At 37.9% G+C, this 17,916-nt stretch carries 20 protein-coding genes; 1 reads left to right on the top strand and 19 read right to left on the bottom strand.

What is annotated here, in order from left to right; all coding sequences use genetic code 11:
• Positions 1–27: 27 nt before the first annotated feature.
• From DW694_RS04575 to DW694_RS04515, 13 genes are all read right to left on the bottom strand, one after another.
• Positions 28–1,071, bottom strand: coding sequence for a HAMP domain-containing sensor histidine kinase (locus tag DW694_RS04575; RefSeq protein WP_059086534.1), 1,044 nt, complete (start codon positions 1,069–1,071; stop codon positions 28–30).
• Positions 1,071–1,742 (bottom strand): response regulator transcription factor, encoded by a 672-nt coding sequence (locus DW694_RS04570; RefSeq protein ID WP_021650144.1) that lies wholly within the window; start codon positions 1,740–1,742, stop codon positions 1,071–1,073. The genes DW694_RS04575 and DW694_RS04570 overlap by 1 nt, the downstream gene beginning before the upstream one ends.
• Before the next feature lie 18 nt (positions 1,743–1,760).
• Positions 1,761–3,194, bottom strand: a complete 1,434-nt coding sequence (locus DW694_RS04565; protein ID WP_118752612.1) for a phospholipase D family protein — start codon at positions 3,192–3,194, stop codon at positions 1,761–1,763.
• A 290-nt stretch (positions 3,195–3,484) separates the two neighbouring features.
• On the bottom strand, positions 3,485–5,044 hold the full coding sequence (cls, locus tag DW694_RS04560) for a cardiolipin synthase (RefSeq protein ID WP_015526514.1): 1,560 nt from the start codon (positions 5,042–5,044) through the stop codon (positions 3,485–3,487).
• 35 nt (positions 5,045–5,079) lie between these two features.
• Entirely contained in the window at positions 5,080–5,760 is a 681-nt protein-coding gene (locus tag DW694_RS04555; protein ID WP_005360232.1) for a GTP pyrophosphokinase family protein, read from the bottom strand.
• A gap of 38 nt (positions 5,761–5,798) precedes the next feature.
• Positions 5,799–6,776 (bottom strand): choloylglycine hydrolase, encoded by a 978-nt coding sequence (bsh, locus tag DW694_RS04550; RefSeq protein ID WP_118752611.1) that lies wholly within the window; start codon positions 6,774–6,776, stop codon positions 5,799–5,801.
• Between the two features lie 134 nt (positions 6,777–6,910).
• The gene (locus DW694_RS04545; RefSeq protein ID WP_110103566.1) at positions 6,911–7,225 is read right to left on the bottom strand and encodes a hypothetical protein; all 315 of its coding nucleotides are present in this window, start codon (positions 7,223–7,225) and stop codon (positions 6,911–6,913) included.
• A 97-nt stretch (positions 7,226–7,322) separates the two neighbouring features.
• Complete coding sequence (locus DW694_RS04540) at positions 7,323–7,619, bottom strand: hypothetical protein (protein WP_015526518.1); 297 nt, start codon at positions 7,617–7,619, stop codon at positions 7,323–7,325.
• 9 nt (positions 7,620–7,628) lie between these two features.
• Positions 7,629–8,063: a DUF6017 domain-containing protein gene (locus DW694_RS17140; protein ID WP_227573951.1), complete on the bottom strand. Its 435-nt coding sequence runs from the start codon at positions 8,061–8,063 to the stop codon at positions 7,629–7,631.
• A gap of 898 nt (positions 8,064–8,961) precedes the next feature.
• Positions 8,962–9,966: an aldo/keto reductase gene (locus DW694_RS04530; protein WP_021650152.1), complete on the bottom strand. Its 1,005-nt coding sequence runs from the start codon at positions 9,964–9,966 to the stop codon at positions 8,962–8,964.
• A 10-nt stretch (positions 9,967–9,976) separates the two neighbouring features.
• On the bottom strand, positions 9,977–10,744 hold the full coding sequence (locus DW694_RS04525) for a carboxymuconolactone decarboxylase family protein (RefSeq protein WP_005349805.1): 768 nt from the start codon (positions 10,742–10,744) through the stop codon (positions 9,977–9,979).
• Positions 10,745–10,772: 28 nt separating this feature from the next.
• A complete protein-coding gene (locus DW694_RS04520; RefSeq protein WP_005426704.1) occupies positions 10,773–11,243 on the bottom strand; it encodes a flavodoxin in 471 nt (156 codons plus the stop codon).
• Between the two features lie 126 nt (positions 11,244–11,369).
• A complete protein-coding gene (locus DW694_RS04515) occupies positions 11,370–12,248 on the bottom strand; it encodes a LysR family transcriptional regulator (RefSeq protein WP_021650153.1) in 879 nt (292 codons plus the stop codon).
• 312 nt (positions 12,249–12,560) lie between these two features.
• Here DW694_RS04515 and DW694_RS04510 point away from each other — a divergent pair, with 312 nt between their 5' ends.
• Entirely contained in the window at positions 12,561–12,797 is a 237-nt protein-coding gene (locus DW694_RS04510; RefSeq protein ID WP_002578301.1) for a DUF6061 family protein, read from the top strand.
• A 133-nt stretch (positions 12,798–12,930) separates the two neighbouring features.
• Here the strand turns inward: DW694_RS04510 and DW694_RS04505 are convergent, their stop codons facing one another.
• From DW694_RS04505 to DW694_RS04480, 6 genes are all read right to left on the bottom strand, one after another.
• Positions 12,931–14,250 carry an MATE family efflux transporter gene (locus DW694_RS04505; RefSeq protein WP_002595210.1) on the bottom strand — a complete coding sequence of 440 codons (1,320 nt, stop codon included), beginning with the start codon at positions 14,248–14,250 and terminating at the stop codon, positions 12,931–12,933.
• Positions 14,240–14,698, bottom strand: a complete 459-nt coding sequence (locus DW694_RS04500; RefSeq protein ID WP_009243743.1) for a MarR family transcriptional regulator — start codon at positions 14,696–14,698, stop codon at positions 14,240–14,242. The genes DW694_RS04505 and DW694_RS04500 overlap by 11 nt, the downstream gene beginning before the upstream one ends.
• 155 nt (positions 14,699–14,853) lie before the next feature.
• On the bottom strand, positions 14,854–15,603 hold the full coding sequence (locus DW694_RS04495; protein WP_009243742.1) for a DUF6040 family protein: 750 nt from the start codon (positions 15,601–15,603) through the stop codon (positions 14,854–14,856).
• Positions 15,542–17,263, bottom strand: a complete 1,722-nt coding sequence (locus DW694_RS04490; RefSeq protein ID WP_117535163.1) for a MobA/MobL family protein — start codon at positions 17,261–17,263, stop codon at positions 15,542–15,544. Before DW694_RS04490 ends, DW694_RS04495 begins: the two co-directional genes overlap by 62 nt.
• Positions 17,239–17,592 (bottom strand): hypothetical protein, encoded by a 354-nt coding sequence (locus tag DW694_RS17405; protein ID WP_058692446.1) that lies wholly within the window; start codon positions 17,590–17,592, stop codon positions 17,239–17,241. The genes DW694_RS04490 and DW694_RS17405 overlap by 25 nt, the downstream gene beginning before the upstream one ends.
• Entirely contained in the window at positions 17,592–17,906 is a 315-nt protein-coding gene (locus tag DW694_RS04480) for a hypothetical protein (RefSeq protein ID WP_015540600.1), read from the bottom strand. Before DW694_RS04480 ends, DW694_RS17405 begins: the two co-directional genes overlap by 1 nt.
• Positions 17,907–17,916: the final 10 nt, after the last annotated feature.

Genomic DNA, 17,916 nt, shown 5'->3' with positions numbered 1-17,916 from the left:
CCTCCCATCTTCTAATTTATCTTAAAACTATATAATCTCATCTTTCTGCTTTGGCAGCTCTATAACAAATCTGCATCCACCATATTCACGGTTTTCTGCTTTGATTGTTCCTCCGGCACTATCTACAATCCGTTTTACAAGTGCAAGACCTAGGCCATTTCCTTCTGCTTTATGAGATCCATCTACCTGATAGAACTTGTCAAATATTCTGGATTTTACATCATCCTCTATTCCTGGTCCTTCATCTTCCAGAATGAACTTAACAGAATCCTGTTCTTGTTTCAGAAACATCGTAATTGTCCCCTTTGAAGGGCTGAACTTAATCGCATTATCCAAAAGATTTATCCAGATATGCATAAAAAGTCCTTCATTCCCAGTATATTTAACTTCCTCCAATTCTACCTGAAAACCAATTTCTTTTTCTGTCCATTTTGTTTCCAATGAAAGAAATGCCTGGCGGATCTGTTCATCCAGACGATATTCTGTTTTTTTCATTGGTATATTCTGATTCTCTAACTTGGATAACAGCAAAATATTACCAACCAATCCGGAAAGTCTTTGGGTGTTAAATAAGATTTTTTCTACATATTCCTCTTGCTCCTGAGACAATTCTTCTCCCTGAAGAAGCATTGTATACCCTTCAATGGCATTGATCGGGGTCTTAAACTCATGAGAAACATTGGAGACAAAATCCATCTGCAGTACTTCTGTTGCACGAAGCTCTTTTGTCATCACATTAAAACTCTGGTAAGATTCTCCAACTTCTGCGATACGGCTGTTCGTTTCCAAGTGCTGTTCAAAATCTCCCTGCGAAACTTCCTTCATTGCTTTACTGAGTCTGGTAATTGGTTCCAGCAACTTTGCATTGATAAAGGAAGTGATCAGCCCGGCAATCAATGTATTGAAAATCAAAAGCCAGCCAAGCACAGGTATGCTGCCCGGCAGATTAAAAAAATGATTCAAAAAAGCAAATAATAACGCAGATATGACTGTTGAAAATACAAGTGCCAGCCAGATTGCACCAGTCAGACAGGATCGGATCCGCAATCCTTTTTCTTTCTTTTGTTCCATTATTTTTTCACCACCTTGTATCCAATTCCACGCATTGTTACGATTTCAAAATCCGGGGTATCTTTAAAACGCTCTCTGATTCTTCCTATATGTACCTCTATTGTATGTGGGTCTGCCTCCGTCTCGTATCCCCATACTTCATCCATCAACTGTTGTTTTGTAAATGTTCTGCCTGGCGAAGCTGCAAGCTTATATAAAAGCAGGAATTCTTTTTTAGGCAAAACAAGACTTTCCTTATCAGTTGTAATCGTCATTGCATCATAATCAAACTCTGTTGAACCGATCACAATTTTGTGTTCATTCAGTATCTGTGCACGGCGAAGCAGTGCTCCGACTCTTAAAACCATTTCATTCACATTTACCGGTTTTACCATATAATCGTCACTTCCCGAAAGAAATCCCTGGCGCATATCATCAAAGGAACCTTTCGCAGTGATCATAAGTACCGGTATCTGATATCCTGCTGAACGAAGTTCTGACACCAGTTCATAGCCATCCATAACCGGCATCATAATATCGGAAATGATCAGATCAATATACTCTTTATCCAATATTTCTAATGCCAGTGCTCCATCCGATGCACTTTTGACCTGATATCCATTCTTCTCAAGCACTTTTTGGAATAGCTGGCTTAATTCTTTATCATCTTCTACAATTAATATTTGAAACACGATCTTCTTCCTCCTTTATCAGAACAGATATCTTGCCCATCCAAGCAGATGCTGTACCAAAAGTACGTTTCTCTGACGTTTCTTTGTTAATTCGATTGGCTCTACATGATATGGATCATTATAAGTTCCGCCTTCTAATATCTGGCGGGACACTTTTTCATATTCCATCATGCCCTCTTCCAACTGTTTATTAATATCTTTACTGCGAATTACAAGCATCAGTTCCGTATCCAGATATGCACTTCTCATGTCCATATTAAAGGAACCGATTACAGACAGATCATCGTCAATCAGAATACTTTTTCCGTGGTATGAATAACCGCCTTCATATTCCCAGATATTAATTCCTGTACTTAAGATTCTATTTCTGTTTTTCGCATAATCGGCAGCCCCAAATGGATTCCCATTATTCGCAACTGAATTTGTCATGATAGAAAAATCTGAAACGTTCTCTGCAATTTCCTCCCATGTATTATACATCATATCATTACAGATAATATATGGCGTGTGGATCTTCACACGATTTTTTGCATTTTTCATCAATTCTCCCAACTGATACCACACTACTGGTTCTTTGGAACCTGTGTGAATAGGATTTGACACTAATGTAATCTTTTCTGTCTCAAAAGTTTCGTCCGTATAATTGGTCTCGCAGATTCTTTCCTTATTCTCTTCAAAATATTTCTGATAGCTGTTCTGCAGCTCTAAAACTGCGTTCTTTACAGATTTTCTATTTGCCAGTTTTTTATTGTTATGAAAATAACCACAGTCTTCCTGATTCCATATGGTTTCAAAATACTCTGACAACTGGTTAACTGAATTTTCTTTCTCAGGTTCATCGCAAACCACTAACACGTCTCTGTCATAGTTCTTATGTCCCGGAAAATCACCCAGGAAATAATTGTATGTATTTCTTCCCCCAAGAATATATCTCTTTCCATCTGCAATCAAATATTTATCATGCATTCTACCCATCATTTTCCACGGTTTCAACGGATTGGCCTTATTATACAGTTTAATTTCAACATTCTCATGGGAAGATAATCCATAGAAATACGGATTTCCTTCCATATCAATCCAGCTCTCCATTCCATCTACTAACAGACGAATATGTACACCTCTGTCTGCCGCATCATGCAATGCTCCTAAAATCAATTTTCCACTTTCATCGGATTGAAATGCAAAAGTAGAAAGAATAATTTCCTTTTTTGCATTCTTGATCAAACGCACTCTTTGTAAAAGCGCTTCTGGATTCTTTTCTATGATTACTGCCCGTTCTGGATTTTCACTGCATTCGTTCCATGACCCATTTTTTGTTTCTTTTTTGGTTGTATTGGACACTTCCGGCTGTTTTTTATATGCAACGCAGATTCCGAGCAATTCATAAAAAGCCACACATAAAAAAATTGCCAGTATAACAAGAAGGATTTTACATATTTTATGCTTTTTCATTGTACATCACCTGATTCCTTTTTATTTCATACTTATACAATACAAAGTCAATCTCAATTTAACCTCAACAAAATTTATTTTTCATAAAAAAATATGACCGGCTTCTTTTTAAAGAAACAGTCATATTTTTATTCTAATATATGAAGGAGCTTTTCTTACTCCGTTGTATTAATCACTATCCATGCAAAATCTTCTTTGTACAACAGACTGTTAGATATAGCAAAAACGGCCTTTCAAAAACAGTTAACTTCTAAATCAACTGTTTTTTGAAAGGTCGTTTCATCAGATTCTTATAGCAATCCAGCAAATAATCTCATAAATAATTGTCCCAGTCGCAAATATGCACTTCGTCCGGTTTGATATTGGTCTGTCACATCACGACATTCTCCCATCGTTCTTATCAGATCATTTTTTATTTCCACAACTGCCTGACAATCTGCCATAAAACAGCCGTTTTCAAAATGGTGATATAAACTTCGATAATCCAGATTAATTGTTCCACAAGTTGCCATACAGTCATCTGCCACACTCATTTTTGCATGACAGAAACCAGGAGTCCACTCATAAACACGAACACCATGTTTAACTAATCCATGATAAAAAGAACGAGTTATATTATAAATGAATTTTTTATCAGGGATACCAGGTGTGATAATTCTTACGTCTACCCCTCGCTTAGCAGCCAGACATAACGCATGCGTCATTTCATCTGTTATGATTAGATATGGAGTCATAAACCAACAATATTTTTCAGCTTTATTTATCATACTGATATAAACTTCTTCTCCTACTTGCTCATTATCCATAGGGCTGTCTGCATAAGGTTGAACAAACCCAGTTTGCTGTGCCGCATAATCATAGTGGAAAAGGTATTTACTAAAATCAGAATCATTAGCATCCTTATCACTTACTGCATTCCACATTTCCAAAAATGTCACCGTAAGCGACTGAACAGCATCTCCTTCTAAACGAATACCTGTATCTTTCCACTGTCCATACGGGTGTGTGTAATTAAAATATTCGTTTGCTAGATTATATCCACCTGTAAATCCGACTTTTCCATCAATAACTGTTATTTTTCTATGATCACGATTGTTCAAAAACAGATTTAAACCTGGCATAAACGGATTAAATACACGGCAATGAATTCCTATTGCCTCCATCTTTTTCACAAAATCTGTGTTAATAAAGCCTATAGAACCCATATCATCGTAGAATACTCTAACTTCCACACCTGCTTTTACTCGCTCTTCCAGAACATCTTGAATCTTATGCCATGCTTCAGCGTCTTCTATCGCATGATATTCCATAAAGATAAACTTCTGTGCTTTCTCCAAATCCTTAAGCTGTGCCTCTAATCCTTTCACTGCTTCATCAAAATACACAATATCCGTATTCTGATAGATTGGATACTGCGAATTTCTTTGTATGTAACTTGCTATATTTCCTGCTTTCGGAATTGTTTCTTTTATTTTGCTCAAACACTCCTGACCGTCCGGAAGCATTGGTAACAATTTGCTATCAATTTCTGCATATCGCTCACGCATTTTATGTGTGCCACCATTCAAACCAATCAACAAATACAGGCCTACACCCATAATTGGGAAAATTAGAATTAAGATGACCCAAGGCATTTTCATAGAGGATGTCTTATTTGATGCGTACAATCCCAAAACCAAGATCCCACTCAAAATCCTTGTAAATAAATTTATGATTTCTGCATATTCATTCAAGCGTGTTACGATAGTAATAATAAAAATCACTTCCAGAAGAATGCAGATTATGGAAAAACACAGCCGTTTTACCCCATTTTTTGTTTTTGCTTTGCCCTCTAAAGTATCTTGTTTCATATATATTCCACCTTCCTACTTGCTCAGTTTTCTCCCTAAATTTCGTGGAACATACCAATTTTGTCTTTTATTCTCTGCATTTCATTATCTGCTTCAATGATAGCTCTTGCAGAATGAAGTAATTCTTCACTTATCTCATCATAGCCAGGCATTTCTTCAATTCCTTTTTTATAGCGAAGTTGATGTTCCAATGTTGCCCAGAAATCCATACCATTGGTTCGAATCTGTAATTCTACACGCATAGGTGTTTTACCCTTAGCAAAAAATACTGGTATTTCAACAATCATATGATAGCTTCGATAACCATTCGATTTTGGATTTTTTATATAATCTTTTATTTCAATAACTTTAATATCATCCTGTTGGGTAATCAAATCTGATATCATATAAATATCGTCAATAAACGCACAAACTATTCGAACGCCTGCTACATCATTGAGATATGTCTGTATATTTTCTGTTGTAAATTCATATCCCATCTTCTGCAATTTATCGTAAATACTATTGGGCTGCTTAATTCTTGTTTTTATAAAAGAAATAGGATTTCGATTGTTCTCAACTGAAAATTCATCATCCAAAACCTCAAGTTTAGTTTGTATCTCCCTAATAGCACAACGATACATCATCATTAAATTATAAAATTTTGTAGCATTATTTAAAAACTGTAGTGATTCCGGACTGTTCATCCTGAGTTTTTTTACTTCATCTTTTGTCATGGAACTTTCCTTTCTACCTCATCCCTGATTTCAAAACATTATTTATTTTGATAGTTGATTCGTTCTCCTTGAATTACTGGATAACAAATCATTTTATCACTATCCAGATTTTCTACATGCATATCTACTGCACTGATCTGATGGTTTTCATAAGTATTGTAATAATAAATACCTTTTGTAACATTACAACACGACGTATACAATGTGATTTCATATTTTCCATCCGCTACTTCGCAACATCCTCGTTGCTGATCCACAGATCCGAGAATGTGGAAGAATTGGCTAACGCTTTCTTCCTCTGATTCACCTGAAATTGCATTTACCTTTGTAAAAGCTACACGTACAAAGCGTGAGGCAGATGAGAGATCTCCCGGAAGACCTAATCCTCCCATACCTCTACTATATGCATCAAGAGCCAAATTTTCGCAGAAAGTATTTCTGGGCTGTTTAGGAGATAAATGCATATAATTATTTAGTTGAAACATCTGCTGTGGAAATGGCGGATTATTCGTAAGCACTCCTACTGGATTGTCATAAATATGCAAACCATCCGACATAGATTCTACCGTAATTGACTCATTCTCATCAGAAATGATCCAGTGTAATTGTGCTAATGGTAATTGCTCGCTGAAAGGAGTATTAACAATATTAATTCGTTCAAGAAGCTCGCGAACTTCAACTAAAGAAGAACACTGACTTAAAATCCACGGAATAAATTCAAACTGTGCAATATTTTCCACATCTGGCTTAATCGCGGAATAAACAGCATTTCCGACAAAATTCAGTCCTGCCATTGCCACTCCTTTTTCATTCATAGCATCATAATACAAAGGATAATCCTCTGCAACATGAGCCATTCCAATAATTGCATAATGATTTTTCATATCGTCAACATGGCGAAAATTAAACGCATAATTACGTGGTGTAATTACTATCTGATCACCATAAGAGAATTCATAATCGAGGGTTCGTCCAAAGTAAAAATCTTTTGTTTTATAAGTTGCTGCTGTACACATGATCATTTATCCTCCTAAATAGATTGAAATATGTCAATGAGTTTTTTTCTTGAACAATAGTATAGCACAATCTTTTATTCTGTTCCAACTTCATACATGATCATAACATGTAAACTTTAAACTATTTTCCTAGATTATTTCTCCATCAGTTTTTCAAACCAGGTATCCATAGCTAGGATGAATTGACCTACGTCTGGCAATTCTTGCAGCATTTCGTTTAGGGTTTTGTGCTTCACATATTTCTGCACATACACCCAACAGGCAACGCTACTGGCTTCTGATACAATGTCAGCTATGGTTTTGCGCATAAGCTCTTCAAATTCAGCAATTTCTTCTTTTGGGACAACATCATACAAGGTTGGTGCCTGATGACTTAATTTTACTCCATTTTCATTTGCATCTTTAAGCAGATTCTTAACTTTTTCTCTTGAATTCTCCGGTACTTTCATGTACTACCACATAAATGCTACCACATCGGACGGTGTGTCTTTTTTAAGTGGTGGTAACTGAATATAATCATTGTTTTCGCTCATTTTCATATCCTCCTCACGATATAATAAAATCAATAATACGTTCTCTTGTCATGTCCAGTACAGTATCTACGAACACTCCTGCAAACAGGATCAGATACAGAATAACACTCAGCGCAAACAGGAATACAACCTGTACCCAGTCATGGTAACAGTATGCAGTTGCTATAATCAACAAAGTGAATATAAAACCAAGGATTCCCCTTACAACCGCATAAGTCTGTACTGTCATCTTCACTGCCAGGCCGATCACAAAAAGGATCAGCCATACCGGCAGTAATAATATCTTTCCAGCAAGTTTTAAAATAAACATATGCACCTCCTATCTTACCAGTCCTGGCATATCATGGTTCACCTCTGCCTGATAATACCCGTTCATCGTTGACGGTGCATTAAACAGGGCTGCTAATAAATATTTCTTGATGTTCTTCACCTTTGTGGTGTTACCACTCATACAGTGTAAGACATACTCGATATGTGAATAGGTCAGCATCAGAAATTTTTTCTTCACCAGTGATGCCGGATACCAGTTGCTGGCAATCAAGATCTTGTCATTTTTACACATCACAGTCTCTACGATCAGGTTCACGATTTCATCTACCTGTCGCATATCGTCATGATGGGTTACTTCCAGTGATTCATAATCAACAATCTCTTTGACCAGTTTTTCATAAGCCTGATATTCCTCAGTGGAATTATCGCCATTGGATCGATTCTCATCTGCAGATACGATTTGATTAGATTTATTATCATTCATTTCAGTATCACTAAGATTAGTATTATTAGGGTTTGAAATGTAAACTTCTTGAAGTTTGTTTTCGGGACTTCTAGAAGTTTGATTTTGGGACTTCATGAAGTTTGAAATGTAAACTTCTGTAGATTCCTCATTTTCCACAGAAGTTTGTTTTCTAAATTTCTTTAATTCCTCTCCAAATTTTTTCTTATCTGTTTTCTCAGGCATAAAGGTTTTCACGTAGATAACGTTCACCTTTCCAAATCCCTGTCTGCGTTTCTCAATCAGACCAATTCCTGTTTCGTCATCCAGTTCTCTGACATTTCTTTGTCCTCTTTTCTTTGAATTATGAAAGAAAAATTATCCCTTCATATAACGAAACGCTCAGAGCCTGTTTTACAGTGGTCAAAAGCAAATTTTTTTACTTTTTTTCTTACGAGTTTTCTTGCGAGTTTTTTTTAATGCCACTCGTAAGAAACTCGTAACATTAGATTTCTGCATTTTCTTGAAATTAAGTAAAAGAAAAAGAGCATATGGAATTGAATCCATACACTCTATGATTACTGAAACTTTATTTCATTTTTAATTCAACAAACTGGAAGTTGACTATCAACTGATAATCAAAAATATCATTCCTAAAATTGCAAATCCTTCACAGATCGCAATTATCTAAAATCTGTCGAGCTCTTCGTATAGAAAAACAGCAATTTCATTCTTTCGAAATTTTTAATTCTACGTCTCCGTTACTCAGCAATTCTACAACCTCACGCTCTGGCATATTCATTTTTCCTAGTCTTACCTCTTGTTAATCATCGTTCACGGAATCCTTGTTAGAACTACCACATGCAACCAGACAGGCTGTGAGGATAATTCCCAGAATAACTGATAAATATTTCTTCATATGGCTACACCTCGTTCTTTATTATTTCTTTTCATCAAGCAAAATAACACCTTGCGCCGGATTTTTATCAATTGCACCAACTATCTCATGTGGAACATATGGCTCTTCAAGATATGCAAGGTCTTCGGCAGTTAATTTAATGTCAAATGCTCCGGCTGAATCATCCAGATACTGCGTTTTGGTTGCCCCAATAATAGGCGATAGAATTCCCTTTGCCCACTGCCATGCAATGGCTATCTGGGACATTTTGCAGTTATACTTTTCGGCAAGCTCCGCTACACGTTTAACTATCTGCATGTCTTCCGCTTCAGTCTTATCATATTTTCCCATGGCAACCCTATCCGTGGTTCCACGAAGAGACTCTGATTTCCACTGTGGTCTTGCCAGATGTCCGGCTGCAAGAGGGCTATACGGCATTAACGAAACTTTCATTTGCTTACAAATTGGTAGCAATTCTCTCTCATCCTCTCTGTAAAGCAAATTATAATGATTCTCCATCGCAGAAAATGGTGTCCATCCATTGTCTCTTGCGGCTAACTGCATATTATAAAACTGATATCCATACATGGCAGATGCACCAAGTGCCCTGACCTTTCCTGCTTTTACCAGATCGTGCAGTGCCTCCATAGTTTCTTCAATTGGTGTATCATAGTCAAATCTATGGATGATATATAAATCAAGATAGTCGGTTCCAAGACGTGACAGAGTTCCATCTATTTCCCTCATGATTGCCTGTCTTGATAAACGACCTTCATTAAAATATACCTTGGATGCAATCACAACCTGATTTCTCGCTACATTTTTCTTCAATGCTTTACCTAAATATTCCTCACTTGTTCCTGCTGAATATCCATTTGCTGTATCAAAAAAGTTATATCCCAAATCAAGTGCATGCTTGATAACATTCTCACTTTCAGCTTCATCCAACGTCCAGTCATGCATGGTTCCAGCTTTCCCAAAACTCATACAGCCCACACATAATTTTGACACTTCTATATCTGTATTTCCGAGTTTACCGTATTCCATAGTGCTCTCCTTATCTTAATCCAGCGTACTCTTTCTCCGATACCGCCTCACACCACTCATTGGAACAATCCACTCCCGGCACCTCAATTGCCAGATGGGAAAACCATTCATCCGGAGCGGCCCCATGCCAGTGCTTTACATCTACCGGAATGTTAATACAGTCACCCGGTTTCATTTCTACCGCATCCCTGCCTTCTTCCTGATAAAACCCTCGGCCGGCTACACATACTAAGATCTGCCCGCCACCGCTTTTTGCATGATGAATATGCCAATTATTCCTGCATCCGGGTTCAAATGTCACGTTGAAAATGCCAACCTGAGAAGTGGAAATCGGTGCAAGAAAACTTCTGCCAGAAAAATACTGTGCAAAGCCATCATTTGGTGCACCAATTGGAAATACCATCTCTTTTGCATGCACCCGCATTGCTTCCTCTTCATATGGTAAATCTCCTTCACCTGCCTCCCACACTTCCTTTGCAAGATTGAAAACAGCCCATGCTTTTGGCCATCCTGCATAAAATGCGACATGTGTGATTACTGCGGCAATCTCTTTTTGTGTTACACCATGATTTTTTGCATTTTGAAGATGATATTTTAAAGAAGAATCTGTAATTCCGGAAGCCATCAGAGCAACCACTGTGATGATACTTCTTGTTTTTACGTCGATGTCCTGGTTATTCCAGTTTTCGCCGAAAAGTACATCATCGTTAAAATGTGCAAATTCCGGTGCGAATTCACCAAGTGTATTTCTTCCTGCTGTCTGTACTATTTTTCCCATTTTCTGTATACCTCCATAGCACTGTTATTTATAAAGATTTTACCCACTCACTGATTTCCTGTTTTGTTCCACGGTTTAACAGGCTGCCTTCTGTGATAACCGCATCCGGTGCAGATGGCTGTAATTCCTTTACAGTATTACCGAATCCACTTCCACCGGATGTTGCAAAGAGCACAATCTTTTTGCCACTGAAATCATAGGCTTCTAAAAATGTATTGACAATTGTCGGAGCTACATACCACCAGATTGGGAATCCCAGAAGGATCTCATCATAAGAACTCATATCCATCTTTTTCTTCATAATCTCCGGTCTGTATTTCTTATCACTCATTTCCACACTGCTGCGGGATTTTTTATTCATCCAGTCAAGATCAGCCTTTGTATATGGAACTTTTGGCTCAATCTCAAATAAATCCGCTTTTGCTTCCTCTGCAATCATTTCTGCTACTTTTTTTGTTGTCCCGCTTGCACTGAAAAATGCGACTAAATTTTTACTCATAATAAAAATCCCCTTTCTTTGCGAATTTTTCGTATAAAAATAGATGTATAAGATTTGAATTTCTCTTATACATCTATTTTATACCTGATATTTTTATTATGTCTAATGCTTATATTGAATTCCATTCTATGCCTGAAAAGCATTTATTTCTTCTATCATTTTACTGACCGCCAGAGAATATGGAATGTTTCGTCTCCAGGCAATCACAGTACTTGTTGTGATTTCAGGAGAAATTCTTCGCTGTACAAGAATATCCTCCCGCCAATACTTTGCAGCACCTTCGATGGATACCGGATAGCCCAGTCCATTTGCTGCCATAACTCCGGCATTCGTTCCAAGATTACTTGTAAAAGCAATCTGCAGTTTCGAAAAGTCTTTTCCAAACCAATTGGCAAGTTCACTTTGAACATTTACTCTTTCCGGCAGGATCAATGGTTTTCCAATAAGATCTTCTTTTCTTATAAACTCTTTTTCTGCCAGCGGATCATCCGGCCGCATTCCAACACACCAGTGATCGCAATCTGTGATCCGGATATAATCCAGCCCTTCGGTGTCCACCGGCTCCATGAATAATGCAATATCTACAAGTCCTTTGTTCATCATCTCATACACTGCATCTGCTGTTGCAGTATGCAATACAATCTGAACCAGCGGGTATTTTTCTTTATATGTTTTACATATCTCCGCCAATGTCTCCACTGCTGCAAATTCACCGCATCCAATGGTTATATTTCCCTCTACAACATCTTCTTTTCCTTTCAGTTCTTCAAGTGTTTTTTCCTCAAGATTAAGGATCTCCAGGGCACGCCTTTTTAATAAAATCCCCTCTTCAGTAAGCGAAATTTTCTTCCCGCTTCGAATAAATAATGTTACTCCAAGCTCCTCTTCAAATGCCGCCATTTGTCTGGATAGCGTTGGCTGGGTAATATGCAATTGTTCTGCTGCTTTTGTAAAGCTCTGTTCTTTTGCCACCGTCAGAAAATAGCGCAATAGTCTTAATTCCATATTTTTTATTCCCACAACTTCCGATTGAGATTTCACCTGTTTTAAGAAATTTAATAACTGTTATATTTTATTATTAAATTCTTCGCAACCCCTTGAAAACACTGGATTTGTCGCAGGTGAGCTTTCCCTTATTATTTCCCTTGTGTTATATCGTCCCATCAGTGTTTATGCACTCTGATAAGGGCAAATACAAGGGCAAGAAAAATCTATAAGACAGTATAACACAAAATAAAAGTGACATGGTGAACTGATTGAAATGCTTCTTAATTTTTGCTACTACTGATTGATTAAATGATAAGGAGATGGGATACGATGAGAACAATATTTGCAGAATACAATCCACAGTGCAACAGCATTGATGTATATACTAATACGGGCTATATACTCCGTATTGATTGTTGGGAAGCAGAAAAAAATTTAAGAACCACACCTGGATCTGATTGTGCTTTGACATCGCTTGCAATCGATGAGCCATTAGAATATGCAAGGTTATATCTTGATGGGAATTTACAGATGTGGGTAGATGCTGAAGATTCATTAGAGTTATGATTATTCCAATCAAAATCTACTAGAATTTATTAAAAATTAGCTTCATAATTTTAAAAGGACAGCCCTATTGCTATGAGGCTGTCCTTAAAAATACAATAGATAAACCTAGATTATTCTTGCTACTATCTGATTGTTAAATTTTCTGTATTCCATATTGCAAATCTCCCTTTTCGCAATATTTTATTAGTATGAATGCCAGAATCGCTGAAAAAACACGTGCCAATACCGTACTCCACCATATCATAATCTGTCCACCAAATAAAGGTGGTAAAACAAGCATAAATATCAGCATCAATACTGGTTCAATGAATGTAAGAATGTATGACAATCCACTTTTTTCAGTAGCATAAAATCCAGCTGTCGCTATTCTGGTAATCGCAACAAATGGTAATGACACTAAAAATATAGGTACAATTTTAGAAATCTCAATACTTACTTCATAAGAAGCTCCGAAAACCCCTCCAATATTTGCTCTGTTTACATACATGATAATTCCACCACAAACAGCAAGAATTATTGCAAAAATGTATGCCATTCTCTGAACTCCTCTCAGGCTTTCTTGATCCTTCTCACCATAAAAACGGCTCATTAAAGGTTGACTTCCATCACCTACGCCCTGCAATATGAGATATATGATACAGATAATATAGGATACACATGCATAAGTTGCAATAGCTTTTTCTCCCCCATAAGAAGCGGAGAATCGGTTTATAAACACCAATGAAATATTAGGAGTCAATGCTAGCCCAAATGGTGCAAGACCTACTCTGAATATAGCGCCACACATTTCTTTTACATTTTTTAAGGATACATACACATAAAACTTTTTATTATATAATGCGTATATGATTGCAATTGCTGCAGTCACACCCTGTCCGGCTATTGTAGCTGTGGCTGCACCTTTCATGCCCATTTCATATATCCATACAAAGATAAAATCCAGAACAATATTGGTTATGAATCCACCAACCATCGCAAACATTGACCAGAAAGAGTTTCCATAATTTCTAATGAATGGCATCATTCCAGTTCCAAGAATCTGCAATATTGCTCCAAGTGCTATAATTTTGATATAATCTGTCGCATTTGTTAATATAATTCCATCTGCTCCAAGCAATCCTAAAATTTTAGACGAAAAGGAGTAAATAATTATGGTACTGATAACACTTACTATTACAAGAAGCCACCAGCTTGTAGCAATAAATTCTTCTGCCCGTTTTCCTTTCTTTTCTGCTGCATTAATTGAGTAATAAACAGCTCCTCCCATACCAATTCCTGTTCCAAGAGCCTGAATCAAAGCCTCAATCGGATATGCAATATTAATAGCCGAAAGTCCAGCATCTCCTATGGTATTGCCTACAAAATATCCATCCACTATCGCATATATTCCTGATAATGCAAATGCTATAATAGATGGAATAACATATTTAAAAAATAATGATTTATGATTCATTTTTCTTACAATCTCCTTCCTTGAAAAGTCTGATAAACAGCTCTGTATTATCATTAAGACTTTCTATATTCTCTAATCCCATTTTTTCGATTACATATATTTCTTTTGAGTGCAGTTTTTCTATGATATCTTTCGTATATTCCATTCCTGATTCTGTGAGGCATATCAGCTTATTTCTCTTGTCTGAATCATCAGATACCATATTGATGTATCCTTTTTTCTGAAAATCTTTTAGTATCGTATTTACCGTTTGCTTAGGTATATTCCATTTTTCACTTATCATTTTCTGCGTGCATCTTCCATTACTTTCATAAAATGAATGCAAAGCAAAAACTCCATTTGAAGACAGTCCCTGATCCTTTGACCATTCCTCATACATTGCTGTACATTCTTTCCATAAAGCATAATATCGTTGCAACTGTATTATCATATTATTATCTTTTCTCATCTTTTTCCTCCTTAAATTAGTACGAATCCGGACTTTTGTATTATAGTCCGAGTTCGTACTAATTGTCAAGATTTATTTATATACTTTTTCTTTATATAAACAATCAATAGTCCCTTACTAAGGACAGGAAGATTATGAAATTTCCCTGTCCTCTTTTAATAATATCCTCGTTCTTCCATCCAGTCTTTCACATAACATCTGATTCCAATATAAATAATATGCGACAGTAATAGCAATACAATAAGATTTATCGGATTAGCGTTTTTAATCCATTCTCCAAAGTAAATTACAACAGCTGTACTCGTTATCGCTACCACGATACTGATGATATCCCAACAATATTTCCGGTAGATTTTTCCTACCTGATAACCAATCCCGATTATCAGCCACCCGGTTATTACGAATAAAATTGCCATGACAGTACCGGCAATCAGCCAGTACACAATCCCGGAAAGAATACTGTTAGGTATTCCACTGCTTAACTGTCCGAAAGAGTCTGCACCTGTCACAAACTCCCGAAATAAACTTCCCATTCCTTTTCCTAACGCACCGAAAAAGACGATACAGTCGTTAAGGAAAACCGGCGAAAGAATCGCAGTAAACAGTGTTGTTGTTATGCTGTACCATGCCAGTAGAAACAAGATACTTTCATAACCAATCGTCATATTTTTATATTTCTTTTCTAACTGGCTTTTACGGCTATCGCATTTTTCTTTTGCTTTCCGGTAAGCAGTACGGTCACATTTTTCACATTTCTCATAAGGCACTTTTTTCTCAACAGCTACCTCTACCGTCTTTTGGTGTGTCTGTGCATAAAGTTTTTCCTGCTCTGCTTTTTCATACTTAAATTTCCATGCCACGGCTTCTGCGTCGGCTCTTTTCCTGCTGTCTGTCTCGCTGGTCAATCGTTCCTCTGTTTGCCTTAATCTTGTCCGCAATGCTTCGATATTCTCGGCTCTGTTTTCGCTGTTCAATTTCTCGTTCAAGGTCAGCGATTCGCTTAGCTGCCTGTTTAGTTCCTGGATTGTCTGGTCTTTCTGATCCAGTTCGTCCTGCATCTGTTCGGTCATCAGCAGAAGTTCTTCCACCTGCCCGACGTTCTCTAAGTTTCTGCATTCGCTCATCGATCTCCCTCGCTTTCTCTATCTGCTGTTTAAGGTCAGCAATTCGCTGTTCTGTTTCTGCAATAAGCTGTTCTCGTTGTTCAGCTTCTGCGTTAATTCCTGCCATTGCTGATTCTCGTTTTCCAACTGTTCGATTCTGGTTTTCTGTTGCTCGATCTGTGAGAGCAGTTCTTCTGTATCTGGCAAAAGATTTAGCAGCCTGGATAATTCGCTGTTTAAGCTTTTTAAACTCTGGTTCTGCTCCTGAAAAGACAGGAGCTGCCTGTCCCGTTCCTGCAATTCCTGTACCATCTCTGCCATAAGATTCTGCTGTTCCTCGATCTGGTTTATCATTGTCTCCATCATGGGAATGACTTCCCGGCTTTCTTCTAATGTCACGCAATCGCTCCTTCCATTGTGTTAATGCACTGGATACTTTTCCAAAAGAAATCTGTATTTTATCCAGCAGTGCATTTTGTCTTTTTATGATCTGGTTTTCCTCTACTTTCCATGAAGTAGAGGATGTCTGTCCGTTTTGAAATTTCTCGTCAATTTTTCTGGCATCTGCGCCCTCATGGATCGTCGGTATCTCTAATTTTCCCTGCCTTGCATAAGAACGATGGTCAATGTGATTTTCCGTTTTCAAATGTGCATTACAGACGTTTGCCCATTCGCTCCGCCATAGCTCACAATTTTTCGGATTGTTCCACCCGGTAGCATCGGTTAATACACGTTTCCACTGTTTGCGGTTCCTTGTCCCGACTTTCTGGACTCCATTTTCATCAAGTACGGGGATTCGGATTCCATGACGGTCAGGGTTCTTTTTATCCTGCCACCAGTCCGGATGGGATTCATCCACCACAATATTTCCATTTTCATCTCTGACAAACTCCCAATCCTTGATTTCTTTGTTACCCCATGAGTGGTCTGAATTGAATGGTCGCATCGTCACCAGTAAATGCACATGGGGATTACCATCTCCTTTATCGTGGATACTCCAATCCGCACACATTCCCTTATCTACAAAGGTCTTTTGAATATATTCAGTTGTATAATCAATCTGTTCCTGTCGGCTCCATTCTTTCGGAAGTGAGAACTCAAATGACCTGCCGAGTTGTGCATCTGAACTTTTTTCTATCCTCAAGACTTCATTCCATAAACGCTGCTTCTGAAAAGTAAGTTTGAATTTTTCCAGTGCAGCATTTTGGTTATCTGCCCTTTTATATCGGACAGATTTCTGGAACCGTCTGATATTTTCAGCAGGTACATTCTGCCATTCCTGTGGTGCATTTTCACACATCAGCAGGCTGGTATAAACGACTTCTTTTTTTGAAGTATAGTAGCTGATCCTGCCTGTTTCTTCATTTTTCATCACATCGCCATTGAGATAAGCAGACGCCGATATGATGGATTTTCCTTTGCTGCGTCCAACAATCTTTACTGTATAATGAAAAATCGCCATGCTCCGTTTCCCCCATTCTGCCGTATCCGGCTTTGATTTCCGGCAGGTAACGTTTTTCCTAAAAGAAAATGGTATCTGCCGGAGCACCCTCTGCGTAAGAGTGCCCTGTGCATAACAGCCTGCATGGAATGTGCCCCTCTGGCGAAGAGTGCCTCCTGCGGCATGAGCAGGTCTGGCTGAAAGCCCCGCCGACGGAACGAGCCCGGCAAGCGTAAGCGCAGACCGGTTGCCACCTGTGGCAAACTTATACGGACGACCTCTGGTTGTCCATAAGTGCGCCCTTCATAAAAAAGCAATGAAGGGAATGGAAACTCCACTCCCTCCGGCATTACACTTCCTCCGTATTCGCAACTGGCTCTTTTTGCATTGCCTTTGAGAAGAATTTCCCATTTGCTTCCTGCCTTTTTAAGAAGCCGACCAGCTTCGGAATATCTTCTTCCTCAATCGCAGAACCAATCACTGATTCCACCGCACCGCCAATCTGACAGAGCCTGTGGGTTCGTTTTTTTGTTTCCGCATCTTTCTGACGTTTCTTCAGTTCCCGTTTCTGTGCTGCGTACTGTTTCGCTTTTTCAAGGCTTTCCTGTTCTCTTTTTTCCAACTGGAGCAGACGCTCCTCATAACTCTTTGTTGATCTTGCCATAAATATCATC

It is taken from the genome of Ruminococcus sp. AM26-12LB (assembly GCF_003480785.1).
In the GTDB taxonomy this organism is placed as follows: domain Bacteria; phylum Bacillota; class Clostridia; order Lachnospirales; family Lachnospiraceae; genus Blautia_A; species Blautia_A fusiformis.
The sequence above is the reverse complement of the archived record's forward strand: the minus strand, read 5'-3'. Positions and strand labels throughout refer to the sequence as shown.

Bases quoted from the DNA above. Each gene is read 5' to 3' on its own strand.
- DW694_RS04565 (WP_118752612.1), bottom strand. From the start codon at position 3,194: ATGAAAAAGCATAAAATATGTAAAATCCTTCTTGTTATACTGGCAATT.
- DW694_RS17140 (WP_227573951.1), bottom strand. From the start codon at position 8,063: ATGAATGATAATAAATCTAATCAAATCGTATCTGCAGATGAGAATCGA.
- DW694_RS04500 (WP_009243743.1), bottom strand. From the start codon at position 14,698: ATGAGAAAAGATAATAATATGATAATACAGTTGCAACGATATTATGCT.
- DW694_RS04540 (WP_015526518.1), bottom strand. From the start codon at position 7,619: ATGTTTATTTTAAAACTTGCTGGAAAGATATTATTACTGCCGGTATGG.
- cls (WP_015526514.1), bottom strand. From the start codon at position 5,044: ATGAAACAAGATACTTTAGAGGGCAAAGCAAAAACAAAAAATGGGGTA.
- DW694_RS04505 (WP_002595210.1), bottom strand. From the start codon at position 14,250: ATGAATCATAAATCATTATTTTTTAAATATGTTATTCCATCTATTATA.
- DW694_RS04510 (WP_002578301.1), top strand. From the start codon at position 12,561: ATGAGAACAATATTTGCAGAATACAATCCACAGTGCAACAGCATTGAT.
- DW694_RS04490 (WP_117535163.1), bottom strand. From the start codon at position 17,263: ATGGCGATTTTTCATTATACAGTAAAGATTGTTGGACGCAGCAAAGGA.
- DW694_RS04525 (WP_005349805.1), bottom strand. From the start codon at position 10,744: ATGGGAAAAATAGTACAGACAGCAGGAAGAAATACACTTGGTGAATTC.
- DW694_RS04555 (WP_005360232.1), bottom strand. From the start codon at position 5,760: ATGACAAAAGATGAAGTAAAAAAACTCAGGATGAACAGTCCGGAATCA.
- DW694_RS04480 (WP_015540600.1), bottom strand. From the start codon at position 17,906: ATGGCAAGATCAACAAAGAGTTATGAGGAGCGTCTGCTCCAGTTGGAA.
- DW694_RS04530 (WP_021650152.1), bottom strand. From the start codon at position 9,966: ATGGAATACGGTAAACTCGGAAATACAGATATAGAAGTGTCAAAATTA.
- bsh (WP_118752611.1), bottom strand. From the start codon at position 6,776: ATGTGTACAGCAGCAACTTATAAAACAAAAGATTTTTACTTTGGACGA.
- DW694_RS04545 (WP_110103566.1), bottom strand. From the start codon at position 7,225: ATGAAAGTACCGGAGAATTCAAGAGAAAAAGTTAAGAATCTGCTTAAA.
- DW694_RS04520 (WP_005426704.1), bottom strand. From the start codon at position 11,243: ATGAGTAAAAATTTAGTCGCATTTTTCAGTGCAAGCGGGACAACAAAA.
- DW694_RS17405 (WP_058692446.1), bottom strand. From the start codon at position 17,592: ATGCCGGAGGGAGTGGAGTTTCCATTCCCTTCATTGCTTTTTTATGAA.
- DW694_RS04515 (WP_021650153.1), bottom strand. From the start codon at position 12,248: ATGGAATTAAGACTATTGCGCTATTTTCTGACGGTGGCAAAAGAACAG.
- DW694_RS04575 (WP_059086534.1), bottom strand. From the start codon at position 1,071: ATGGAACAAAAGAAAGAAAAAGGATTGCGGATCCGATCCTGTCTGACT.